The organism is Thioclava sp. 'Guangxiensis', from assembly GCF_045348365.1.
In the GTDB taxonomy this organism is placed as follows: Bacteria; Pseudomonadota; Alphaproteobacteria; order Rhodobacterales; family Rhodobacteraceae; genus Thioclava; species Thioclava kandeliae.
This window is the reverse complement of sequence record NZ_CP155823.1, coordinates 648375-671145: the sequence shown is the minus strand read 5'-3', so window position 1 is coordinate 671145 and position 22771 is coordinate 648375. Positions and strand designations below refer to the sequence as shown.

Genomic DNA, 22771 nt, shown 5'->3' with positions numbered 1-22771 from the left:
AAAGCTTCGGGTGCGGGGCATGTCCCCCGCACCTACCCCAATCCCGAAAGTTGCCCGATGTCTCTTCCCGATGAAACCCGCTTGGCCATGCTTGGGCTGAGCAAGGCTGACCTGACCCCAGACCTGTGCCAAGTCGTCACCGACTGGAGCGCACGCTGCGAACGCCTGACGCGCTACGCGAATGACCAGCTCGACCCCTATAACACACCCTTCACGGCGCGGGTCTCGCCTTTCGGTCCTGTGCGCTCCGAAGGAACGAACGGGTTCACACTCGCGAAGGACAGCTTCCTTGTTCGGGATCTTGGGAAGGGGGAGGAGCACTAATGGAAGACGCACTCTCCATCCGTCCGGCGACGACCAATATTTGCGATATGGATATGGTGGACGCAGCCGCTGCCGTCCGCGCCGGAGACTTTACCTTCGAGGCACTGACGAAGGCTTGTCTCGAACGTGCCGAGGCAACTGCCGAACTGCATGCCTGGGAACGGATATTCCCCGAAGCCGCCCTGACCGCCGCTCGTGCGCAGGATCTTCTTCTCGCAGCCGGTTATGATTTCGGGCCCCTGCAAGGCATGCCTATCGGGCTAAAATCGAACATCGCCATTGCAGGCCACCCTCATAGCGCAGGATCGAAACTGCTGGCGCAAACGATGGCGACACAGGATGCCTGCGTGACCGCACGCCTCAAACAGGCCGGTGCCGTGATCCTCGGCCAGACTAACATGCACGAGTTCGCATGGGGTGGCACCACGGCTAATCCGCATTATGGACAGGCCCGCAACCCCCATGACCCGAGCCGCATTCCGGCAGGCTCCTCAGGCGGATCGGGTGCAGCAGTGGCCGCAGGCTCCGCGATGGCGGCTTTGGGAACGGATACCGGCGGCTCGGTGCGCCTGCCCGCCTCAATGAACGGGATCTACGGCTTGCGCCCCGGTGTCGGCCAACTATCGGTCGATGGCATTTTCCCCTTGGCCTTCTCGCTCGATACAGTCGGCCCGATGACCCGCTCGGCCCGCGATGCCAGCCTGCTCTATGACGCGATGGCCGGACACACTGCCGCGACCCCGTCACGGCCTCTGCGCCGCATCGGCCTGCCGCGCGCCTATGTCTACGCGCGGCTGGAAGCACCGGTCGAGGCGGCCTTTACCCGATGGATTGACGCTCAAGCCGCACGCGGGATCGAGATCGTCGATATCGACCTGCCCGATATGGATCTGGCGGTCGATGCGCTGGTGATTGCAGACGCCGCCGAACCCACTGCGGTGCATGACGGCTGGCTGGATCAACATCCCGAGGCTTATGGTGCGGATGTCCGCGCCCAGCTTCTTGCAGGGCGTTCGATCCGTGCGACCGAATATCTCCATGCGCAGCGCTTCCGCGCGGTGTTCCGCAGTCGGGTTCTGGAGGCACTGTCCCATGTCGATGTGATCGCGATGCCGACGATCCCCTTCGTCCCGCCGCAGATCGGTCAAGCCGAAGTCATCCTGTCGGGCCAAGCAGAATCCACGCTAACGGCCAATATGCGTTTTACTGCACTGGCAAGCTGTGCGGCCCTTCCGGCCATCAGCCTGCCTACCGATACGCATGGCGGCCTGCCCATCGGGGTACAGCTGATCGGCCCGGACGGCTCCGAACGCGACCTGATGGCTTTTGCTGCCCAATAACTCATGTCGGCCCTTACCCGTAGAACCCGCCCCATGCGTTCAGCGACCATCCACGCACAACGTGCCTTGCCATTGGGAGCATTGGTGGCCCTTATCGGCATCTGCATCATCTGGGCCGGCAATGCGGTCATGTTACGCTACGCGATCGGGATCGCACATCTACCTCCGATCCATATCGCCGCAGGCCGGTTTATCGTGGTCGCCATCATTCTGAGCCCGCTGTTGCTGAAGCGGATCGAAAACTTGCCGCGCATATTCCTTGCAGGCTTCCTTATCGGTGCCTGTCACTTCGGATTTCTGATGATGGGCTATGCACGGATTACAGCGGTCGCGTCCGCCACAATCCTGCAACTGGCCATTCCCGCCACGGCCTTACTGTCGATGATCTTCCGGCGGGAGCCACTCTCATGGTCGCGACTGGGTCTGGTCGGGTTGGCAACCATCGCCGTTATCATCGCCGTTCAGGGACAGCATGGAGGAAACAGCCTCGATCCCTATGGCATAGCCTATATGGTACTGGCCACTTTGGCGCTCGCTGGCGGTTCCGTCCTGATGGCGGGCTGCGGGCCAGCTCCTGCACTGGTCATTCAGGCATGGACTTCGCTCGGCTCCGCTCTCATCCTGTCGTTAATCGCAACATGGGTAGAACCGAACGGCCTTGCCCAGATCCTTGCACAACCGCTTCTTTCGATAGAAGCGATCGTGTTGCCTGCCATCATCGTGACGGTCATCGCCCATACAGCCTATTACCACTTTCTTCGGAGCCATCCGCCAAGCCTCGTCTCCGCCATGACAATCCTGTTTCCCGTGCTGACGATTATCTTTGGCGCGACGTTTCTCGGCGAGATCCTTAGCTGGCAATTCGCCATCGGGACATTTTGCGCCCTCGTCTTGGTGACATTGATGATCCTGCGGCCCCAACATCCCCGTCTTCAATCCGGCCAAATTTCGAAGGAACTCTCATGAGTATTGATACTATCTCCCCAGAAACAACCGGCACCGGCTCGCTGGATCTCGGCCAACTCGACATCGACACGATCCGAAAGGGTCTTGAGGCCGGCACGTTTACCGCAGAAGATCTGACAAAGGCGGCAATCACGCAAATGAATGCGCTCAATCCGACCTATAACGCGATCATCTTCGAGAATGACGAAGCGCTCGACACCGCCCGCGAGATTGATCGCAAGCGGGCAACGGGCGCGCCGCTCGGGCCACTGGCTGGTGTGCCCGTAGTGGTCAAGGACCCGATGGATATGAAAGGTTTGCCATCGACTGCGGGCTGGCGCCTCCTTTATTCCGGTACTGGCGGCGTCGATCTTCTGCCCGAACGCGACAGTCCTGTTGTTGCACGCCTGCGCGCCGCAGATGCGGTGATCATCGGCAAAACGAATGTGCCGATCCTCAGCTGGACCGGCACCCATGCCAATGACAGCTGGGCCGGCCCCACGATCAACCCTGCCCATAAAGACCGGGCCCCCGGCGGCTCGAGTGCGGGGACTGCGGCCGCCGTCGCGACCCATATGTGCGTCTTCGGGTTGGCCGAAGAAACCGGCGGTTCGATCCAGAACCCTGCATCAGCGCAGGGGCTTGTCGGCATCAAGCCCACCATCGGCCTTGTTCCCAATGCAGGTGTCATCCCCCTTTCGGGCAACCGAGATGTGGTCGGACCGATTGCCCGCACTGTGCGTGATGCGGCCCTGGCGCTGGATGTTCTGGCCGGCTTCACCACCGAAGATCCCAAAACACTGGCAAGCGTCGACAAGATCCCCGAAGGCGGTTACGCCACCAAGCTCTCTCTGGACGGGCTGCGGGGCAAGCGCCTTGGCCTCTACGGACCGGGCTGGCGCAAGGATGCACTCTCCGAAGAGGCCGAAACGCTCTATGCACGCGCCTGTACTGAACTCGAGGCCTGCGGCGCTATTCTGGTCGATGATCCGTTCAGCGGAACGGATTTTGCAAGCCACCGTCAGATTACCCCGGGCACGCCTTTCTTCGACGGACGGGGGCTGGAATCGATCCCCTACGACATGACCCAATATCTTCGCAGACTTGGCCCGGATGCGGCAATCAAGTCATGGGATGCGTTTGTTGCCGCCACCCAGGCCGAAGATGTTTTCGCTCATGGTGCCATCCTTGGATATCTTCACGAGCTTCCGGATTTCAAGAAGGCGCTGCAATCACCGGAAACACCTCCGGATCTTCCCGCCTTCACCGCACTGAAACGCATCTATCTTTCTCTGATCGATCACGTCTTCACCGCGCACGAGCTCGACGGACTCGTATACCCGCAAATGCTCGAAGAACTGCCCGGCCTGAATTCCGATCTTGCCATCCGCGAGACAACCGTGGGCGAACTTAACATCGCGGGCATTCCAGGGGTGACAGTCCCTGCGGGCTATTACGGATCGGGAGCTCCGTTCGAGCTGATATTCCTCGGACGGCAATGGACAGAGCAGACGCTCATCGAATGTGCCTATGCCTATGAACAATCCACACGGCATCGGAAATCCGCTATCTGACAGAGTTTGCGACCCTCTAACAACGTCATCGTAGGGTCGCAAATGCCGCACGAGGCCGCACGATCAGGGATCGCCTTCACGGCTGTCCCATGATGACCAGCCCCTTCACCTCAGATCCGGTCCCGATCACACGCGGCGGTAACCCAATGACCCGCCGAGGTATATCGCTGACCATTGCCAAGGCCCGTTCAAGGGGCAGATCAAGATGGGTCATAAGGTTCTCGAAGGATTGCACCATATCGATATGGGCGCCTGCCAGAGCCCCTTCGGAATTAACAAGGCGCCCATCCCGCACGGAAATCCTCTGGCCATAGAGCTCGAACCAGTCAGGGCCGCCAACCGTCGCCATCGCATCGCTGACGACAAAGGTCGGCGCTGACGGTCCGCGCGCCTTCAGGGCGATACGCAGCATATCCCAAGAGACGTGGATACCGTCACAGATGATCCCGCAGGCCACATCGGAATTGAGGGTCGCCCCAAGAAGACCGGCCTCGCGTGAATGCATCTGCTCCATCGCGTTGAAAAGATGGGTCACACAGTTGACGCCTTGGCCAAATGCCGCGCGGGCCTGTGCGGCTGTCGCACTGCTATGGCCTGCCGAGACGATCGCACCGCTCGTAACCAGTTCATGCAAAAGACTGGAATCGGCCTCTTCGGGGGCCAGTGTGATCATGACCCGAATGGCCGCTTCGCGCAGTGCAGCGACCAGATCAACCGTCTGGCGGTCGAGCGGGCGGATATCGGCGGCCCTATGAGTGCCATGTCGGGACAGCGAAAAATGCGGCCCTTCGATATGGATACCCAGAACGCCCGTGTCTCCCGCCAGTTCTGCGGCCGCCCATGCCGCAGATTCGGTGACCTCTGGCCGATCAGTGATAACTGTCGGCAGAATATCTCCGGTACCGCGCGCGGCATGGGCCTGCGCAATCCGGCGCACCCCTTCGACCGTCGGATCGGCGTTAAGCAGCACACCACCCCCGCCATTCACCTGCAAATCGGTGAAGGGTACGGAGACAAGATGGACCATCTGGTCTTTCCCCACTGAAGTGGTCCACCTTTTGGGATAGTTTATCCCGTATGATGGAGGACTACTTAGATGGCAGGCAAACGCGAAAAGGCGGAAGACATTGTCATGAAGCTGCGTCAGGTTGAGGTGTTGCAGGGTCAAGGCGCGAAACTGGCAGATGCGGTGCGCCAGATTGGCGTAACCCAACAGACCTATTACCGTTGGCGTCGTGAGTTTGGCGGGATGGACCGCGATCAGCTCAAGCGGCTGAAGGAGCTCGAGAAAGAGAATACGCGGCTCAGACGGGCCGTGTCGGATCTGACGCTCGACAAGCTGATCCTGACGGAAGCGGCGCGGGGAAACTTCTAAGCCCTTCGCGTCGCCGCCAGTGCATCGACCACATCCGGCAGGAACTCGGCATCTCCGAACGCCGCGCCTGTCGGGCGCTTGGACAGCACCGGTCGACCCAGCGCAAGATCCCAGTTGGTCGTCAGGATGAAGCTCTTTTGACGGCCGATATCACCGAACTGGCACGGCAATACGGACGCTATGGCTATCGCCAGATCACGGGCCTTCTGGTTCAGGCGGGATGGTGCGTCAACCACAAGCGGGTCGAGCGCATTTGGCGACGCGAGGGGCTTAAAGTCCCGCAAAAGCAGAAGAAAAACGGGCGGCTCTGGCTGGCGAATGGCTCCTGCGTGCGGCTGCGGGCCGAGCGGCCAAACCACGTCTGGTCATACGATTTCGTCCAGGACCGGACAGCGGACGGGCGGGCTTACCGCATGCTCAATATCGTTGACGAATTCACCCGAGAGGTGCTGGTGATCCGTGTTAAACGCAAGCTCAACTCAGTCGACGTCATCGACGCGCTGACAGACCTGTTCATCCTTCGCGGTCCGCCGGAGTTTATCAGGTCAGATAATGGCCCCGAATTCATCGCGACCAAGCTGCGCAACTGGATCGAGACGGTGGGGGCCAAAACAGCCTATATCGAGCCGGGGTCACCCTGGGAGAATGGGTATGTGGAGAGCTTCAACGCCAGACTTCGCGACGAATTGCTTGATGGGGAGGTGTTTTATTCGCTGAGAGAGGCCCAGATCCTGATCGAACGCTGGCGCAAGCATTATAACACGGTGCGCCCGCATAGTTCCCTCGGCTACTGCCCACCCGCACCCGAGAGCATCGTGCCCGTAGACCAAAGGCCCACGATGCACTAACTTTTAAACTGGACCACTCAAGTGGGGCAGACCAGTCTCTCGTTTCGGGTTAATTGAAATCGCAGGTATGTACTCTTGCCATGCCCCACCTGTTCGGACCGGTTCTTGCCATGCATCTGCCCCCAGTTTCGGGGCATTGACCAGACACGTTTCAGAAAAGCGACTGACTGATCATAGCAGATCGTCTCCACGGCAATATCGCCGAAGAACTCCAGAGCAAGCCGCCCCAGAGACCGGATTTTGATCTGCGTCTGTCCCGGCGCCTTGGCAGCCGCCGCCTCGATCGCGTCACAGAGCGTCATCGCCGGCTTCAAAGCCTCTGCCGTAGCAGGTAGGTCAAGGCTTTCAAGGAGGGGCTTGGCAAGCACCAGAGGCTCAGCACAGTCCGTCTCGACTTGCACGGCAATCTCCTTGAGATCCCGCAACAATCGCAACAAAGACCGCGCCAGCCCAGGCTCGGAGAGTTGCTCAGCACGCAATCCGCTCTCGGCTGCGGCTGTAGCCGCCAGAGTACTTGCCGCCGTCCAGTCCCGGGCGCGCATCGCGCTCACCGCGTTGTCTGCCTGTCTTTCGGCCTCGGCGATATAGGCCGCGCTTTCGTCTGCGTCATAGGGCGCATCAAAACGGGTGACCATGGCGGTCAACTCGGCGCGCACAAGGCTACGCTGGACCGACAGGGATTGGCGTTCGCTGACCGAAGTCAGCAGTTTGGAATGGATCATTTTCTGCTCTCTCGCTTCAAATGCGGTGAGCAGGTCCGCCGACCGTTTCACCGCCTCGGAGAGAATTTTGGTGCGAGGCGAAATCGACAAAAATGCAGCCGTACCGGAATCGCACAAATCCTGCGGCCAGCGCTTGCGGAAATAGAAGACCTCGTTTCGGCGGATCAAATAAAGACCCCATCTTCTCGACGCAGTCTGTCCGCGTTTTGGAGAGCGATGTGAATCACCTTGTGAACCACTGTTGCACGAACGACGAAAAACCCCCGAAGCGGAGGCATTTACTTTGTTGATTTTCTTGGATTTTTTTACAGACATGGCTGGGGCGGTAGGATTCGAACCTACGGTGCGCGGTACCAAAAACCGGTGCCTTACCACTTGGCTACGCCCCAACTCTGTCTGTGGGCGGGTATTTAGCTAAGGCGTCGGGCAGGCGCAAGGGGAAAAATCAAAAAAGATTTGTCGCCGCCCGAACTTTCGTGCAGGGAACATCCCATGATGAGATTTGACGCAATAATCATTGGCGCTGGCGCCGCAGGCCTGATGGCCGCAATCGAAACCGGACGCAGCGGAAGGTCGGTCTGTCTGATCGATCACACTGCACGACCTGGCGAAAAAATACGGATCTCCGGCGGAGGCCGGTGCAACTTCACGAATCGCGAGCTCGATCACCTGACAGCCCGCGACCGATTCCTCTCGCAAAACCCGCGCTTTGCGCTCTCTGCACTTTCGCGCTACAGCCCGCAGGACTTTATCAATCGCCTCGACCGCGCGGGCATCGCATGGCACGAGAAACACAAGGGACAGCTCTTCTGCGACGGAAAAGCCTCGCAGATCGTCGATATGCTATGTCGCGACCTGCGCGAGGCCGGTGGGACCCTCATGCTCGAGACGACCGTCGATGCCGTCACCCGCGAGGGCACAGACTTCCACCTCGCCACCTCGCAAGGCCCCCTCACCACCCCCAAACTCGTCATCGCGACCGGCGGCAAATCGATCCCCAAAATGGGCGCCACCGGTTTCGGCTACAAGATCGCCGAACAGTTCGGTCTGTCGCTCACCGACACCCGCCCTGCCCTGGTGCCCCTCACCTTTGCAGAACAGGAACTGGTGAAAACCAAACCGCTCGCAGGGACCGCAACCCCCGTCTCCATCCGGCACAACAAAACCCGCTTCGAGGAAGATCTCCTCTTCACCCATCGCGGCCTCTCGGGCCCCGCCATCCTGCAGATCTCAAGCTACTGGCGCGACGGCGACCCGCTCACCCTCGACCTCCTGCCCGGTCAGGACATCGCCATCCTTCTGGCGGAGCAACGGCAGGAAAAAGGGCGCATGGCACTGCATAACGCGCTGGCCCGATGGCTTCCCGATAAGATCGCGGCGCTGGCGGTGGCCGAGTCGGGCCTCACGGGCCGTCTAGCCGACCAGAATAACGCCAAGCTCGACCACCTCGCCACCTATGTCCATAAATGGCAGATCAAGCCGGTGGGTTCGGAGGGCTACCGCACGGCAGAGGTCACGCTGGGAGGCGTGTCCACCAGAGAGCTCGATGCTAAAACCATGGAAGCCAAATCCCAGCCCGGCCTCTTCTTCATCGGCGAGGTCGTCGATGTAACGGGCTGGCTCGGCGGCTATAACTTCCAATGGGCCTGGGCCTCGGGCTTTGCCGCAGGCCGCGCCTGACCCGTTCCATGCGTAGGAAGGCCGCCCGCGACGGCGGCTTTCCGGATCCGTCCCCGGACAGACCTGCGGGCACCGTATCCTGCATACGGTGCCCGCAGATCAGGCCTGTTTGTAATCATACATGTAGATTTTGCGCAGAGGTTCCAGCACCTCCCAACGTCCGCGCCAGCCGAGCGGCATCATCAGCGCATCGCCCGGTCCGTATTCGGTGGTGCTGCCATCAGGCTGTATCACCTTCAACCGCCCCTGCAGGAAATGGCAAAACTCCGATCCGCCCTCCATCTCCAGATCGAACAGGCCTGCCGTGCACGCCCAGAGCCCCAGCTCGACACGACCATCCGCACTCGTCCAGAGAGACTTGGAGGCTTCGCTCAGCCCTTCGGTCAGAGCCCCATCGAGCGGGGTAAACGCGCCGAGATCAGTGGTCAGCGCATCGGGAAAACGTTGGAAATCGATCATCGAGAGTGTCCTGAAAGCAGAAAAGATAACGCAGTTTCGATGAGCGCGTGCGCCAGCGCAAGCACGATCTGACAGATCAGTCCGCCTCACGCCACCAAGATATATGCCCATGAAATAACCGCAAAAGACCGGTACATAAGCTGTTCGAAAACCCTATAGTCCGGATGACCTGCCAGCCCGAAACTTCTGCACCTACCGGAGCCCATGATGACACCGCTCGCCTATACCGCCCTGTTCTGGCTTGATATCGCCGGCATTGCCGTGTTTGCGGCCTCCGGCGCGCTGGCGGCCGCAAAGGCAAGGCAGACACTTGTGACCTTTGCCTTTTTCGCAGCGATCACCGGCATTGGCGGCGGCACATTACGTGATCTGCTGATCGACGCGCCGGTCTTCTGGGTGCATAACCCTTGGGTTCTTGCCACCTGTTTCGCCGTCAGTCTCGCGGTCTGGAAAACACCCAAGCGGTTCTGGAACGAGCGGGCGATCGACTGGTTCGATGCGGTCGGACTGGCGGCCTATGCGGTTTATGGGGCCGCCAAGGCGCTGGCTCTGGGGGTCTCGCCCCTTCCTGCCGCCGCCATGGGCGTTATCACGGCCTGTGCCGGCGGTGTATTCCGCGATGTGCTGGCGGGCCAGCCCTCCATCATCATCCGCCCCGAAATCTATGTGACGGCCGCCGCCGCCGCCTCGGCAGGATTTGTCATGCTGACATGGGCCGGTTGCCCCTTCGCGATTGCAGGCCCTCTGGCGGCCCTGCTTGGATTTGTTCTCAGGGCGCTCGCCATCGCGCGGGGCCTGTCACTGCCCTCCTATAGGGACTGATCCTATAGGGACTGACGGCGCTCGCGGCGCCTTCCGGCAGTCCCCCGAGCGCGCCCGATCACGCCTTCACCCGCCGGTTATACCGGACCGAGGACAGGAAGGCCAAAGCGATGAACCCCGCTCCCAAGAGCCCCGTCACCAGCTCGGGGATCGGCGTCAATGTCTGCACGAACATGATCACCGACAGCACGAGAATCGACCAGAACGCCCCGTGTTCGAGATAGCGGAACTCGGTCAGCGTGCCGCGCTCCACCAGCATCAGGGTCATCGCCCGCACATACATCGCCCCGATCCCGAGCCCGATGGCGATCAGAAACAGGTTCTGCGTCAGCGCGAAGGCCCCGATCACGCCGTCAAAGCTGAAGCTCGCATCCAGCACTTCCAGATAGAGAAACGCGCCCAATCCCCCCTTGGCCACAGCCCCTACGGCCTCGCGCTTGTCGAGATAGGCGCCCAATAGCTCGACCCCGAGAAAGGTCGCCAGCCCGAAAATGGCGGCAAACAGGAACTCGTCCTGCACCTCCTCGGGCAGCGCGGTCGAGAAGCCCATCATCACCAGAAGCACCAGCACGATCTCGGTGCCCTTCACCGCCCCGAACCGGCGTAACCCCCGTTCGACACCCGCGATCCAGTCGACCTCCTTCTCGGCATCGACGAAATAGCTCAGCGCCACCATCATCAGGAACGCGCCGCCAAAGGCCGCGATCTCGAGATGCGCGCCATGAATGATCTCCGCATATTCCGCAGGTTTCGTCGCTGCCAGACGCACCGCCTCGATCGGCCCGATCCCTGCCGCCACCACCACGATCAGAAGCGGGAAAATGATCCGCATCCCGAACACGGCGATCAGGATCCCCCATGTCAGGAACCGCTTTCGCCATTTCTCGTCCATTGTCTCGAGTTTGTTGGCGTTCACGATCGCATTGTCGAAGGACAGCGAGATCTCCAGCACCGCCAGAATCCCCCCGATCAGCAGGAAGCCGAAAGCGCCCGACAGCGTCGCGCTATATTGCAGCCCCAGCGCAAAGGCACCGGCCAAGGCCAGCACCGTCACCGCAAAGGGCCAGTAAAAGTATTTCAGCACATCAGGCCTCCACATATCGGCCCAGATCCACCGGGCTGACCAATTCCGCATCAGAGAAATGCGCATTCAGATTGTCGACCACAAGCCCCGCCATCGCATCTCTTGTCTCCTGCGTGCCGGATGCGTGATGCGGATAGAGCGTCACATTGGGCAAAGCCACCAGATCGGGGGCGGGTGTAGGCTCGTTGTCGTAGACATCAAGCCCCGCCATCCCCAGACGGCCGTCCTTCAGCGCGGCAATCAGCGCCGCCTCGTCCACCACCGAGCCGCGCGCCACATTGATCAACAGGCCCTCGGGGCCGAGCGCGTCGATCACCTGCCCGTCGATCAGATGGCGCGTGCCCTCGCCGCCTGCCACGATCACCACCAGCACATCGGCCTGCTGTGCCAGCCCCATCAGATCGGGCACATAGTCATAGGGCACGTCTTTCGGGCGGCGGTTCCAGTAGCGCACCTCCATCGCCATCGCCTGCGCGCGCCGCGCGATCGCCTCGCCAATGGTCCCGAGCCCGACAATGCCCATCACCTTGCCCTTCAGCGAGCGGGTCAGCCCCATCGGCCCGCGCGAGCCCCATGTGCCGCTGCGGACCCACGCCTCGCCTGCCACCAGCTGGCGCGAGGCGCCCAGCATCAGCATAATCGCACAATCGGCCACATCATCGCAAAGCGCGGGCGAGGAATTGGTCAGCACGACACCGCGCACGGCCATGCCCTCCAGATCGAACCCGTCAAACCCCGCCGAGGAACAGGCGACGATCTCCAGATCCGGCATCGCGTCCAGAATATCGGGGGTCACCTTGCAATGGCCATCCGTCGTCAGGGCCCGCACGCCCGCGCCATGGGCGGCAAGGAACGCGGCGCGGTCCTGCGCCAGATCGGCGCGCAGCACCTCGTAGCCCTCCTCCAGCCGCGCCATCGCGGCGGGGCGTAGCGGCTGCAATGCCATAACTTTCGATTTGCTCATCTCTGTCTCCATAACGGCTCCTCGCGGCGCGGCAACGCGCCGGTCATATCCATGCTTACGAAAAGAATAAGACGCCATCCGCGCAGGTGCACCCCCTCGTGCCGCTTTTCTCGCCTTCTGTCATCGGCTATCACCGCAACATGACCCAGACAGATGCTTCTTTCGACATTCCCGAGACACTGGCCGCCTGCGCGACCTCCGTTCTGACCACCGCCGATGCGATGGAAAAGACGGGGCGCTCGCGGGCCTATGCCGCCGAATGGTTCCGCCGCCGCAAAGCGGGCGACCCGATGCCCATCGGATCCTGCCCGCCGCCCCTGCAACCCGCCCGCCCCGAGGCCCCTGCCCTGCTCTCGCCGCGCGAGGTGCCGCGCCGGCGTCCGGGCACGACCGCTGGCCGCAAGGCGCTCCTGCATGCGGTGGCCCATATCGAGCTGAACGCGGTGGACCTGCATTGGGACATCATCGCCCGCTTCACCGATGTCACCATGCCGATCGGCTTCTATGATGACTGGGTGCAATCGGCGGATGAGGAATCCAAACATTTCCGTTTGATGAGCGCCTGCCTCGAGACCATGGGAAGCTTTTATGGCGAATTGCCCGCCCATGCGGGGATGTGGCGCGCCGCCGAGGATACCGCGACCGATCTGATGGGCCGCCTGACCGTCGTGCCGATGGTGCTCGAGGCCCGCGGCCTTGATGTGACGCCCGGTATGATCGAGGTCTTCCGCAAGGCAGAACAGCCCGATGCCATCGCAGCCCTAGAGACGATCTATGCCGAGGAAGTCGGCCATGTCGCCTATGGATCGAAATGGTTCAACTTCCTCTGTGGCCGCCATGCCATTGATCCAAAAGACGAATTTCACCGTCTTGTGCGCCATTACTTCCATGGCGCCCTCAAGCCGCCCTTCAACGAGGAAAAGCGTGCCGATGCGGGCCTGCCACCCGATTTCTACTGGCCGCTGGCCGAGGAGGCAGGCTTCACCCGCGATCTGCCCTAGGCCGTCGCCCAGGCCTCCAGCCCGTCCTGCAGCCGCGACACTCCTTGGGTGAGCGGGATCAGATCGGCCTGCAGCGCGTGATAGAGATCCGGCTTACCCTTGAACTGGCCGTCCGCAGGGCGGCCGGTCTCGTCGAGTTCAGGATACCAACCGCCGCGCTTGCGATCCACCAGATGCGCCTCGGCAAAGGCCCAGAGCCTGCGATACCATTCCTCGCCCCGTGCAAAGGTGCCCGTTTTCAGGATGGCCGATATCGCGCCGATCCCCTCGCAAACCGGCCACCAATAGCGCGCCTTGCGGTCCACCTGCCCGTCGAAATCCAGCGTATAGGCAAACCCGCCCTCGCGCCGCCAGGCCAGCCGCAACGCTTCCTCCACAAGGATCCGCGCAGCCTCCGGCAGGTCCTCGTCCACCCGTCCCCGCAGATCCCAATAGTGCAGCACCAGCCGCGCCCATTCCACCGAATGGCCGGGCGTCGTGCCGCGGGGCCGGAACATCGGATCCCCCTCATAGGCGCGGTCCACCGTCCATTCCTCGGTATAATGCTCGGGGATCCGCCAGTTATACTCCGGTGCCAGCCGCCGGATGAACACATCGATGATCCGCCCCGCCCGCTCCAGATAGGCGCGCTCGCCCGTCGCCTCATAGGCTGCCAGATGCGCCTCGGTCGCATGCATATTGGCGTTCATCCCGCGATATTTCGACAGATGCAGCCAATCCTCCGACCAGTCCTCGACAAAGAGCCCCGCGCCCTCGTCCCAGAACCGGCGCTCCAGCACCTCGGCCACATCCCCCAGCAACCGGTCCGCATCGGGATGCCCTGCCCGCTTGGCGGATGCCGCCGCCAGCAGCACGAACATATGGCCATAGGCCATTTTTGTCCCATTCGTCACGCCCGAGCGCACCGCCGCGAAGAAGCCCCCGCGCTTGGCATCGCGATGCTCGCGCCACAAGAACCCCATCCCCGCATCAATCATATCGGCACCCTCGGCAAAGCCGAAAGACAGGCCCAGAGAATAGGAATGGATCAGCCGCGTGGTCGTATGAAGCTCCTGCGGACCGGGGATCGCCCGCCCCTCGTGATCGAGCACCGCAAAACGCCCGCGGCCTTTCAGACTGCCCAGAAAGAACCGCAACTGCCGCTCGGCATCCTCGGCCAGCCATGCCTGATGATGCGGGTCGGCCAGCCACGCGCCATCGCTCTCCATCATCTCGCGCGGTGCAACAGGATCACACATCGAAGGCATCGGGGGACAGCTCCTTCCAGAAGGCGGCAATAGCGCCGGCATTCAGCGCCGACATCCAGCCATGACGCTCGAAATCATCCCGTTCGGCCCCTTCGAGCCGCGACAGGAACAGCCGTTTATCGGCATCACGTTGGGTGGGCGTGCGGCTAGCCGCCAGATCGCGGATCACCGTCAGCTGCCGCACCCGCGCCGACAATGTTGGATCGGGCTCGGGGTTTCGCGGCGAAACCTCCGGCGCATCGGGGCGGTAATCATCCTTTAACGCCGCGCTCAGATAGCCGATGGCGTTTTTGACTGCGCCCTGTCCCGCCACATAATCCACTTTCTGGCGCACATACTCCTCACCATGTTCGGTGATCCATTGCCGCGCCAGCCGGTCCGACACGCCGAGCGCCAGAAGCCGCGCATAGATCGGGCTCTTGCGAAGCCCCTCCCCGTCATCAAGATCGAGGATCGCCAGCTGCGGGTTCTCGCTGATCCGGAACCGGATCTCCGTCACCGAGCGCCCCATCTTCTTGAATTCCGGCGTCACCATGATGTTGGAGGATTTGTTCACCTCGGCCACGGCGGGTTTGATGATCTTGGCGTTGAGATGCTTGAACACCTCGTAATAATCGCTATCGGCCACGCCCATCAGTCGCCGGAACAGATCGAGGCTCCACCAGCCCGAAGACCCCGTCCGCACGAAGCGATAGCAATTCTCGTAAAGCGCCAGCGCATGGCCCGAGGTGAACCGCCGCTGGATATTGAGATTGATCAGCGCGAACACTTTCGGGTCATTCAGTTTCTCGGCAAGAGCGGGCGAATAGGCATATTCGCACACGCCGCCTTTCAGCTTGGCATAGGACAGAAGCGAGCTGATCCCCCATTCCTGTTTGCCCTCGCTATCGAGCATGTCCCATTCGGCCACCGTCTCGGCCAATCCGCGCAGAGACTGTTTCAGCGTATCCATATCGTTCGAGTTATAGCCGATCATCAGGCACAGCGTGCGGGCATCGATCCGGTGCACCTGCTGGCTGATCAGCGTGTCATAGGCATTCAGCAACAGCACGTTCGACAGCTTGCGCTGCAACAGTGTCAGCTTGCCCGAGACGTGGATCGCGGCCACATGTTTCTTGACTGCGCCACGGCGCAGGGACCCGCTCAGGTGGTCCTTCGGAATATCTAGCTCGTTCATCCTGCCCGGCCTTTTTCATGCCTTGTGTCGACGGGCAGAGATTCGCCCGCGCTGATCTGCGATGTAGCCGATTATTCGGCTATGAGGTACCCCATGACAACTCTTTTCTTGGCACCTCTGGGCCATCCCGTAAACGGATACCCGAGGGTCCGCGACGGGGTTTCAGGTACCCGGCTACAGGAGGGATCTGTGGAAAACCCGAGATCCCGTGAATCGGTACCTTTGAAAATGAGGCACTTATCCACAGCCTGAGTCATGATTTGCAACCTGAATCTGGCAAAACAGCGTACATCCCCGAGAATCGGAACCCCTAGCACCGGAATCAGGTACCATCCCCCCTGTATCCGGTCTCCCTTCCTCCTGTATAGCGGTGCCTTAGTATGCCTATGCCGTTGTTATTAAACGCTCTTTATGCCCATAAAGACTCTTAAAAATATCTAAAAGATTCAAAACACCCGTCTGTATGTCCCTAAAATCAATATTTTCAGGGATATAGCGCCCTGCACGATTCCCATTGCGCCCATCATGTGCGATAGTTGCCTGGATATCGCGATAAACAGCGAACATGCTGAGGTTCCATGGCAAGCAAATCTGGTAACGGCAGCCGCACGGATCTGCCCCCGTATTTCAATATAGACCCCGAAGAAGCCGCAAAGAAGCTCTCCGAAAGCATCGACACGGCCCGCTTCGCGCGCGCGGCGGCCTTCGCCTCCCGCGGCCGCGACGATCTGGCCCGCCGCGGCTACGCGCCCGATGGCAAGAAGCGCCTGCGGAAATTCTCGATCTGGGAGATCTGCAAATATCTGATCCCCGTTGCTCCGGCCCATCTCCGGCGTGTGCTCAAGGCCAATCCCGATCTGCCCCAGGGTGACGGGGATAGCGGGTCCAAATGGTTCACGCTCGAGGATATTCTCGTGCTGCGTGAGCATTTCGCCGAAGAAGGTGCGCAGAACCGGCAGTATAAACCTTGGCGCCCTGAAGGTTTACCGGCAAAAGTCGTTGCGGTAGCCAACTTTAAAGGCGGCGTCGGAAAGACCACGACCGCGGCGCATCTGGCTATGTCGGCCGCGCTTGATGGCTATAAGGTTCTGGTCATCGATCTCGACAGTCAGGGTTCGATGACATCGGTGATGGGGGGGCAGGTGGCCGATGAATGGCAAACAGCGTTCCCGATGCTGGCACATGACTATGCCAAGGCGCTGCAGGAGGAAAACCGCATTCGCGAGGCGGGGGGGCAGCCGACCTATCCCCTTGACGAGACGCTGAAAGAAGCACTGGAGGTTTCGCCGCGAAACCTGATCCAGAAAACGCATTGGCCCAATATCGATCTGATCGGGGCACAGCTCAACCTCTACTGGGCCGAGTTCCAGGTCCCGGTCTGGCGGATGCAGCTCCGGAGCTGGCCGCTTTGGGATGCGCTCTCCAACGCACTGGAAGATGGCGGTATTCTGGACGACTACGATCTCGTCTTCCTCGATACGCCTCCCGCACTCGGGTACCTGACGATCAACGCGCTGGCGGCGGCCGATATTCTTCTGGTGCCGCTCGGGGCATCTTTCCTCGAGTTCGACAGCACGGGGCGGTTTTTCGATATGATCTACTCGACCTTTGCCTCCATCGAGGATGGCGAGAACCGGATGCGTCGTGCTGATGGCCTGCCGGAGATCGGGTTCGAATGGGATGCGGTGCGTGCGATCGTGACCCGTTTCGACGCAGCCCAGCAGACCGATCTGGCCAATGTCGTGCAGGCCTATTTCGGGGATTTCATGACGACCTACCGGCAGGAGGTCACCGCGATGGTGGGGCAGGCGGGCGAGCAGGTCTCCGGGATCTACGAGACCGATTACCGAGATTTCAACCGTGACACCTATATCCGCGGCCGGGAAACTTTCGACCGGACATGGGCGGAGGTAAAAGAGGTCATTCTCGGCACATGGTGGCGGGATATGAAGCTGAACGAGGCCGAGCAGAATAGCCAGAGCGAGGAGGGCTGATCATGGCGAAACGGAGAAAACTGATAGCACCGAGCGCGGATGATCTGAGCCGTCTTGAAGACGAGTTTCGCCGCGAAACCTCCTCGCGCAGCTTTACCGCCGCACCGATTGCGCAGGTCGCGGCCGAGACAGCAAGCTCCTATGATCCGCGTCCCGCAGAGGATCGTGAACGGGCCGCGCGCGACCGTAACGATGCCGAAAGCTTCCGGCAGAAGACGGAAGCGGGGCTTGTTATGCTCGAGATCCCGCTCGAGGAGATCGATGCGGATGCGCTGGTGCGCGACCGTGTAGTGCTGGATGCCGAGGACATGCAGGAGCTGCAGATGTCGATTGCCGCCAATGGTTTGCGGCTACCGATCGAGGCCTATCCCCTGGCCGAGGATGGGCGGGGCTTCCGCTACGGGCTGTTGTCGGGCTACCGGCGCTTCCGGGCGGTGCAGGCGCTGCTCGAGCTGACCGAAAAGCCCGCCTATACAAAGATCCGCGCCGTGTTGCGCGACCCCGAGGCGATGGGCGGCACCTTTGCGGCGATGATCGAGGAAAACGAGATCCGCGCCAATTTGAGCCATTTCGAGCGTGGACGGATCGCGGTGATCGCCAGCCAGCAGGGGGCGTTTGTCAATGTGGAGGCGGCGGTCGATGCGCTGTTCCCGATGGCCTCCAAGGGCAAGCGCTCGAAAATCCGTTCTTTCGCGCTGATCTTCGAGGAGCTGGGCGACATGCTCCGCTTCCCCGAGCTGATGAAGGAGCGGGACGGGCTGAAGCTGGCAGCGGCCCTGCGGGGCGGGGCGGAAGCGCGGCTGCGCGATCTGCTTGCGCGTCGCGACCCCGCCAATGCGGCAGACGAGGCGGAGATGGTGCTCGAGGCTCTGGCGCAGCTGGAGCCGGTGGAGGCCGATCCTGCGCGGGGCGGGCGCCCGAAAAAGCCCGCCGCACGCGCGGAACGGGCGCGCGAGGTGCGCAAGCTGACAAGCGGCATCACGCTGAAGACGATATCGGAGGCGAATGGCTGGTCGGTGAAGATCGAGGGCGGGAATGTGGATGGCGAGATGATCGATGCGGTCATGCAAAAGCTGGCCTATCTGCTGGAAACCCCCTGAACATCGCTTCCCGTAAACGGATACCTTTGAGGGCTGCCCATCGGGCGGCCCTTCTTGTTTCCGGGCAGGTCGGGGCAGAAAGAGGTGTGTCCGAGGGCTTGAGGCACCCGTTTACGGTGCCTGCAATATGGCTCCTGTAAACGGGTGCCTATCGGAATATGCGGGCGCAGAAAGAGAACGCGCCGCAGGCGGCGGGCCTGCGGCGCGTGTTGGCGGGGGGCTGCTGGCGGGCTGGACCTTATTCGAGACTGCCGTCGTCGCGGGCCTCTACCTGCTTCATCCGGTAGACCCCTTCGGGCAGGCTGAGCGAGGCGGCAAGCTCGCGCAGTTGCGCATGTGAGAACACGACCCGTTGGACCGAATTCGTCTGTTCATCCAGCTGCTCGACAACAACACAATCCTCGAAGGATTCGATCTTGATGTCTTCTTGCAGGTAGTCCCGTGGATCATCCCCCTCGTCGACAAGGGTGATCACGGTAGCGTCAAATTCGTGCTCGATGGTAAACATGGAGAAAGTCTGGCCGATAAAATCGCGACCCGCCAGCAGAAAATTCGGGCGCATACAGGCCTTGTTTGCAAAATGGGCAAAATAGTCAGGGCAGGGCTTTCCACTTCGGAAGAAGCTGGCTAGGCTGAATTTTGCCCAGTTCACGAAAGGACCCGTCCTCATGCGTTTTCCGGTTTTGCCGCTACCGGCTGTTGCGGCCTGTGTCCTTCTGGCGATGACAGGTGGCGCCGTAACCGGATGCGCACCGGTGACGGGGCAGGGCTCCGATGCCAGCGACGCGTCGATGCAATTTGCCCCGAGCACGGATCTGCTGCCGCCCGAGGTGGCCGCGAAGAATTTCATGACGGCGGCGCACCGGATGGAGCCGGTGATCGAGAGCTATTGCCGCCATCACCAGCTGGCGCAGGTCCATAATTGCGATTTCCGCATCATGGTCGATGATCGCCCCGATCCCGAGCCGAATGCGTTCCAGACGCTGGACGAGAAAGGGCAGCCGGTGCTGGCCTTCAATCTGACGCTGATCTCGCAGGCGCTCAATCAGGACGAGCTGGCTTTCGTGATGGGACATGAGGCGGCGCATCATATTCTGGGCCATCTCGACATGAAGGCCGACGATTCGCAGACGGGGGCCGTCCTGATGGGAACGATCATCGCCTCGCAGGGAGCGTCGAACCGTCAGGTGCGCAAGGCGCAGACTATCGGAGCCGAGCTGGGCGCGCTGACGCGGGCCAAGGATTACGAGCTGCAGGCCGACAGTCTGGGCGCGGTGTTGAGCCTGCGGGCGGGCTATCATCCGCTGAAAGGCATCCAGATCTTCAAGCGGATCGATAATCCGGAAGATGACATCATGAGCAGCCATCCCTCCAATGCCGCGCGCATGGCCAATGTGCGGGCGACGATGTCGCGGTTGAAAAAGCGCAGCTCGGGCGTCTGATCGGGGTCCGCATGGACCTTGGTTCGGGGCGGATATGCGCTAGATCCTTGGCATAAAAGACAAGGAGTTCGGGCATGTCGCGTTGGCGCTGGCATATCAAACAGATTTTCGAGCGTATCTGGGTGCGCGTGACGGCCTTCGGCGTGCTGGGGGTGGTGACCGCATTGAGTGCGGCATGGATGGGGCGATGGGTGCCCGAGGATCTGGGGGTCGATGTCTCGGCCGATGCCATCGAAAGCATTCTGGAGATCATTGCCTCCTCGATGCTGACGGTTTCGACCTTCTCGCTATCGATCATGGTTTCGGCCTTCTCGGCGGCGCAGGGTTCGGCCACGCCGCGGGCGATCACGCTGCTGCAATCGGACCGGCTGACGCAGCATGTGCTGGCCTCCTTCATCGGGGCCTTTGTCTATGCGCTGGTGGGGATCATCGCGCTCGAGACGGGGATCTACGGCAATTCCGGCCGGCTGGTGCTGTTTGCGGTGACGATCGCGGTGGTGGCGATGATTGTCATCATGCTCTTGCGCTGGGTGCAGCATCTGAGCGAGTTCGGGCGGCTGGAGGATACGGCCTTACGGGTGGAGGAGGCCACGCGCGAGGCGCTGGTGATGCGCGCCGAAGACCCTGTGCTGGGCTGTTGTGCATGGGAAGAGCCGCCGGTGGGCAGCTGGGAGCTGATGGCCATGCGCACGGGGCATGTGCTGCATGTGGACCCGGCGGTTTTGCAGGAGGTGGCCGAGAAGCTGGGCTGCCGGATCTGGATCCTGGCGCAGCCCGGGGCATTCGTGCATCCGGGAGTGGGGATCTTGCGCTGTGATGCGCTGCTGGAGGATGCGCAGGCACGGCGGCAGGCCGAGGAGGCGTTGCACGAGGCTTTCACCATCGAACAGGCGCGGTCTTACGAGCAGGATCCCGAATTCGGGCTGCGGGCGATGTCGGAGATTGCCTCGCGGGCGTTGTCGCCTGCGGTGAACGATCCGGGGACGGCGATCGATATTCTGGGGCGGCTGATGGCGGTGTTGGGCGAGTGGGGGCAGTCTCGGCCCAAGGGCGAGGCGCCGCGCTGCCTGCGGGTGATGGCGCGCGAGCTGGACCCCGAGGCGCTGATCCGCAATGCCTTCGATGCGATCGGGCGGGACGGGGCAGGGCAGATCGAGGTGGCGATCCGGTTGCAGGACGTGCTGGCGGGGCTGGCACGGACCGAGCCGCGCTTTGCACAGCCAGCCTGCGCGATGGCCGAGCGGGCCGCCGCTCTGTCGCAGCAGGCGATGGTTCTGTCCGAGGATGCGCAAGCGGTCGCGGCACGGGCCCAGGAGCTGCGCGCGAAACTCTAGGTCTGCGCGGTGGATTTGATCCAGATCAAGGAGGGCTGCGCCTTTGCGGGGCAGGGTTGGTCCGGATTGGGCGGTCATGCGGGTCGCCTTCCCGAAAGGAGACGCAGATGACCGATCCCCGAACCCTCAATATGCATGCCGCACTTGTCGACCGGATGGGCGATGTGGTGGGTGTTGATTTCACACAGGCCAAAGCGCAAGGGCATATGTCTGATGCCGAGTGGAGCCAGACCGTGACCCGCTGCACGCAATGTTCCCAGCCCGGAAAATGTCGGGAGTTTCTGGCCGCGCGGGAGGCGCCCGAGGATCGGGAAACCGTTGCGGCACAGGCCCCCGATTATTGCAATAACCGCAGGCTGATGGGGCGGCTGCAGCGTCTGATGACCGAGGATGCCCCGATTGCGGCCGAGTGAAAGGCCGCGACTGTCGCACCGCCGGCTGATGCAAGGTCGGGCGAAGGGTGGACTTGAGAGAGAGCCTGATGTGGACGATCTGAAAGACAACCTGCATTTCTGGATGCTATGGGGCATGGCACGCCGTGCGGGGGTCGATCTGGCGGGGCTGTTGCGGAGCGGGAGGCTGGGCCATGCACGGTTCGAGGAGATGCTGGCGGTCTGCCGTCGCTGCCGCCACGCCTGCGACTGTCTGGGCGAGCTGTCCTATCTCCCTGCCGGACAGGAGCGCCCGCCCGCCTTCTGTGCCAACGGCCATATGTTAATATTTCTACATGTCTGATAAATAGTGCTTGCTTTTTATTTGTCGGCTATAAATTATGCAGCAAGTGAAAATGACGCCTGTGCAGCACTGACCGGTTTTACGGCCCGGTTTTCCGGGTGCAGCTATACGAGTCGCTTTAATGATTGACGTTGTAATGCCGCGCAGGTCGAGAACCAGTAAGCGCTTATATCCGTTCCAGACTGAGGGTTGACCCAGCGTCGCTGTGCGAAACCCTTCGGAAATACTTCAAAATGAAACGTGGATGGCTCCGCCATGCGCGTGGCGAAGTTCTGCCATGAGTATTATGAAGTATTTCTTTCCTTCCGGACAGGTTACAAAGGTTTCAAGGAATTCTTGAGGCTCCTCCTCCTCCCTGAGCCTCGGGACTATGCGGCGGCTTCCCTCCTCCTCCCTGGAAGCCGCCGCCTCCTTACCCCCCCCTTTACCTACGAAATTTACCGCTCCGACACCGTGAGTTTCCCGTTCACGCGTGCATGTCTCTATCGAGACAGGGACAGACTGCGATTCTGCAACCTTGCGCTGAGATACCCCGTGCCAGCCTTTGTCGGACCGAGAGAAAGAGTATAGCGTGATCAGAGGCTTGATCCTCATATCGGGGTTA

At 61.3% G+C, this 22771-nt stretch carries 23 protein-coding genes and 1 tRNA gene; 14 read left to right on the top strand and 10 right to left on the bottom strand.

What is annotated here, in order from left to right:
• Window positions 1–87: 87 nt before the first annotated feature.
• Genes ABEB22_RS16545 through ABEB22_RS16530 form a run of 4 tightly spaced genes read left to right on the top strand, consistent with a single transcriptional unit; the run spans window position 88 to window position 4183 of the window.
• Complete coding sequence (locus ABEB22_RS16545; protein WP_406871172.1) at window positions 88–324, top strand: hypothetical protein; 237 nt, start codon at window positions 88–90, stop codon at window positions 322–324.
• Window positions 324–1664, top strand: a complete 1341-nt coding sequence (locus ABEB22_RS16540; RefSeq protein ID WP_349295459.1) for an amidase — start codon at window positions 324–326, stop codon at window positions 1662–1664. Before ABEB22_RS16545 ends, ABEB22_RS16540 begins: the two co-directional genes overlap by 1 nt.
• Before the next feature lie 33 nt (window positions 1665–1697).
• The gene (locus ABEB22_RS16535) at window positions 1698–2630 is read left to right on the top strand and encodes a DMT family transporter (protein WP_349295458.1); all 933 of its coding nucleotides are present in this window, start codon (window positions 1698–1700) and stop codon (window positions 2628–2630) included.
• On the top strand, window positions 2627–4183 hold the full coding sequence (locus ABEB22_RS16530; protein WP_349295457.1) for an amidase: 1557 nt from the start codon (window positions 2627–2629) through the stop codon (window positions 4181–4183). Before ABEB22_RS16535 ends, ABEB22_RS16530 begins: the two co-directional genes overlap by 4 nt.
• A gap of 76 nt (window positions 4184–4259) precedes the next feature.
• Here ABEB22_RS16530 and ABEB22_RS16525 read toward each other — a convergent pair whose 3' ends face one another.
• Complete coding sequence (locus ABEB22_RS16525) at window positions 4260–5210, bottom strand: amidohydrolase family protein (protein ID WP_349295456.1); 951 nt, start codon at window positions 5208–5210, stop codon at window positions 4260–4262.
• Window positions 5211–5279: 69 nt separating this feature from the next.
• On the opposite strand from ABEB22_RS16525, the gene ABEB22_RS16520 reads away from it, so the two are divergent.
• Window positions 5280–6406 (top strand): IS3 family transposase gene (locus tag ABEB22_RS16520; protein WP_349295455.1). Its coding sequence is split into 2 segments (ribosomal slippage): window positions 5280–5544 and window positions 5544–6406, totalling 1128 coding nucleotides; the frame shifts between segments, so codons are not numbered across the junction.
• Window positions 6407–6423: 17 nt separating this feature from the next.
• On the opposite strand, the gene ABEB22_RS16515 is transcribed toward ABEB22_RS16520, so the two are convergent.
• The gene (locus tag ABEB22_RS16515) at window positions 6424–7443 is read right to left on the bottom strand and encodes a DUF6538 domain-containing protein (RefSeq protein ID WP_349295454.1); all 1020 of its coding nucleotides are present in this window, start codon (window positions 7441–7443) and stop codon (window positions 6424–6426) included.
• Window positions 7443–7517: transfer RNA gene (locus ABEB22_RS16510), tRNA-Gln, on the bottom strand. The genes ABEB22_RS16515 and ABEB22_RS16510 overlap by 1 nt, the downstream gene beginning before the upstream one ends.
• 103 nt (window positions 7518–7620) lie before the next feature.
• On the opposite strand from ABEB22_RS16510, the gene ABEB22_RS16505 reads away from it, so the two are divergent.
• Window positions 7621–8808 (top strand): NAD(P)/FAD-dependent oxidoreductase, encoded by a 1188-nt coding sequence (locus ABEB22_RS16505; protein WP_349295453.1) that lies wholly within the window; start codon window positions 7621–7623, stop codon window positions 8806–8808.
• A 99-nt stretch (window positions 8809–8907) separates the two neighbouring features.
• Here the strand turns inward: ABEB22_RS16505 and ABEB22_RS16500 are convergent, their stop codons facing one another.
• Window positions 8908–9267, bottom strand: a complete 360-nt coding sequence (locus ABEB22_RS16500; protein WP_339114773.1) for a cupin domain-containing protein — start codon at window positions 9265–9267, stop codon at window positions 8908–8910.
• Between the two features lie 204 nt (window positions 9268–9471).
• Between ABEB22_RS16500 and ABEB22_RS16495 the strand changes: the two genes are divergently transcribed.
• A complete protein-coding gene (locus ABEB22_RS16495) occupies window positions 9472–10089 on the top strand; it encodes a trimeric intracellular cation channel family protein (protein WP_349295452.1) in 618 nt (205 codons plus the stop codon).
• 58 nt (window positions 10090–10147) lie between these two features.
• Here ABEB22_RS16495 and ABEB22_RS16490 read toward each other — a convergent pair whose 3' ends face one another.
• Both ABEB22_RS16490 and ABEB22_RS16485 read right to left on the bottom strand, forming a co-directional pair.
• Window positions 10148–11188: a DUF475 domain-containing protein gene (locus ABEB22_RS16490; protein WP_349295451.1), complete on the bottom strand. Its 1041-nt coding sequence runs from the start codon at window positions 11186–11188 to the stop codon at window positions 10148–10150.
• A complete protein-coding gene (locus ABEB22_RS16485; RefSeq protein WP_349295450.1) occupies window positions 11175–12137 on the bottom strand; it encodes a 2-hydroxyacid dehydrogenase in 963 nt (320 codons plus the stop codon). The genes ABEB22_RS16490 and ABEB22_RS16485 overlap by 14 nt, the downstream gene beginning before the upstream one ends.
• A gap of 140 nt (window positions 12138–12277) precedes the next feature.
• On the opposite strand from ABEB22_RS16485, the gene ABEB22_RS16480 reads away from it, so the two are divergent.
• Window positions 12278–13138 (top strand): ferritin-like domain-containing protein, encoded by an 861-nt coding sequence (locus tag ABEB22_RS16480; protein ID WP_339114777.1) that lies wholly within the window; start codon window positions 12278–12280, stop codon window positions 13136–13138.
• On the opposite strand, the gene ABEB22_RS16475 is transcribed toward ABEB22_RS16480, so the two are convergent.
• From ABEB22_RS16475 to ABEB22_RS16465, 3 genes are all read right to left on the bottom strand, one after another.
• A complete protein-coding gene (locus ABEB22_RS16475) occupies window positions 13135–14376 on the bottom strand; it encodes an AGE family epimerase/isomerase (protein ID WP_339114778.1) in 1242 nt (413 codons plus the stop codon). The genes ABEB22_RS16480 and ABEB22_RS16475 overlap by 4 nt on opposite strands.
• Window positions 14369–15562: a replication initiation protein gene (locus ABEB22_RS16470; RefSeq protein ID WP_349295449.1), complete on the bottom strand. Its 1194-nt coding sequence runs from the start codon at window positions 15560–15562 to the stop codon at window positions 14369–14371. The genes ABEB22_RS16475 and ABEB22_RS16470 overlap by 8 nt, the downstream gene beginning before the upstream one ends.
• Before the next feature lie 384 nt (window positions 15563–15946).
• Window positions 15947–16129, bottom strand: a complete 183-nt coding sequence (locus tag ABEB22_RS16465) for a hypothetical protein (RefSeq protein ID WP_349295448.1) — start codon at window positions 16127–16129, stop codon at window positions 15947–15949.
• An 11-nt stretch (window positions 16130–16140) separates the two neighbouring features.
• Here ABEB22_RS16465 and ABEB22_RS16460 point away from each other — a divergent pair, with 11 nt between their 5' ends.
• Together ABEB22_RS16460 and ABEB22_RS16455 are read left to right on the top strand one after the other, a co-directional pair.
• Window positions 16141–17556, top strand: coding sequence for an AAA family ATPase (locus tag ABEB22_RS16460; RefSeq protein ID WP_339114781.1), 1416 nt, complete (start codon window positions 16141–16143; stop codon window positions 17554–17556).
• 2 nt (window positions 17557–17558) lie between these two features.
• On the top strand, window positions 17559–18656 hold the full coding sequence (locus ABEB22_RS16455) for a ParB/RepB/Spo0J family partition protein (protein ID WP_349295447.1): 1098 nt from the start codon (window positions 17559–17561) through the stop codon (window positions 18654–18656).
• Between the two features lie 238 nt (window positions 18657–18894).
• On the opposite strand, the gene ABEB22_RS16450 is transcribed toward ABEB22_RS16455, so the two are convergent.
• Complete coding sequence (locus ABEB22_RS16450; RefSeq protein ID WP_349295829.1) at window positions 18895–19164, bottom strand: hypothetical protein; 270 nt, start codon at window positions 19162–19164, stop codon at window positions 18895–18897.
• 160 nt (window positions 19165–19324) lie between these two features.
• On the opposite strand from ABEB22_RS16450, the gene ABEB22_RS16445 reads away from it, so the two are divergent.
• The 4 genes from ABEB22_RS16445 to ABEB22_RS16430 all read left to right on the top strand — a co-directional run bounded on the left by ABEB22_RS16445 (window position 19325) and on the right by ABEB22_RS16430 (window position 22167).
• On the top strand, window positions 19325–20098 hold the full coding sequence (locus ABEB22_RS16445) for a M48 family metalloprotease (protein WP_339114783.1): 774 nt from the start codon (window positions 19325–19327) through the stop codon (window positions 20096–20098).
• 74 nt (window positions 20099–20172) lie between these two features.
• Complete coding sequence (locus ABEB22_RS16440) at window positions 20173–21432, top strand: DUF2254 domain-containing protein (protein WP_349295446.1); 1260 nt, start codon at window positions 20173–20175, stop codon at window positions 21430–21432.
• Between the two features lie 107 nt (window positions 21433–21539).
• Window positions 21540–21845, top strand: coding sequence for a DUF6455 family protein (locus tag ABEB22_RS16435; protein ID WP_339114785.1), 306 nt, complete (start codon window positions 21540–21542; stop codon window positions 21843–21845).
• 70 nt (window positions 21846–21915) lie between these two features.
• Window positions 21916–22167, top strand: coding sequence for a DUF6455 family protein (locus ABEB22_RS16430; RefSeq protein ID WP_349295445.1), 252 nt, complete (start codon window positions 21916–21918; stop codon window positions 22165–22167).
• The last annotated feature ends 604 nt before the right edge of the window (window positions 22168–22771 follow it).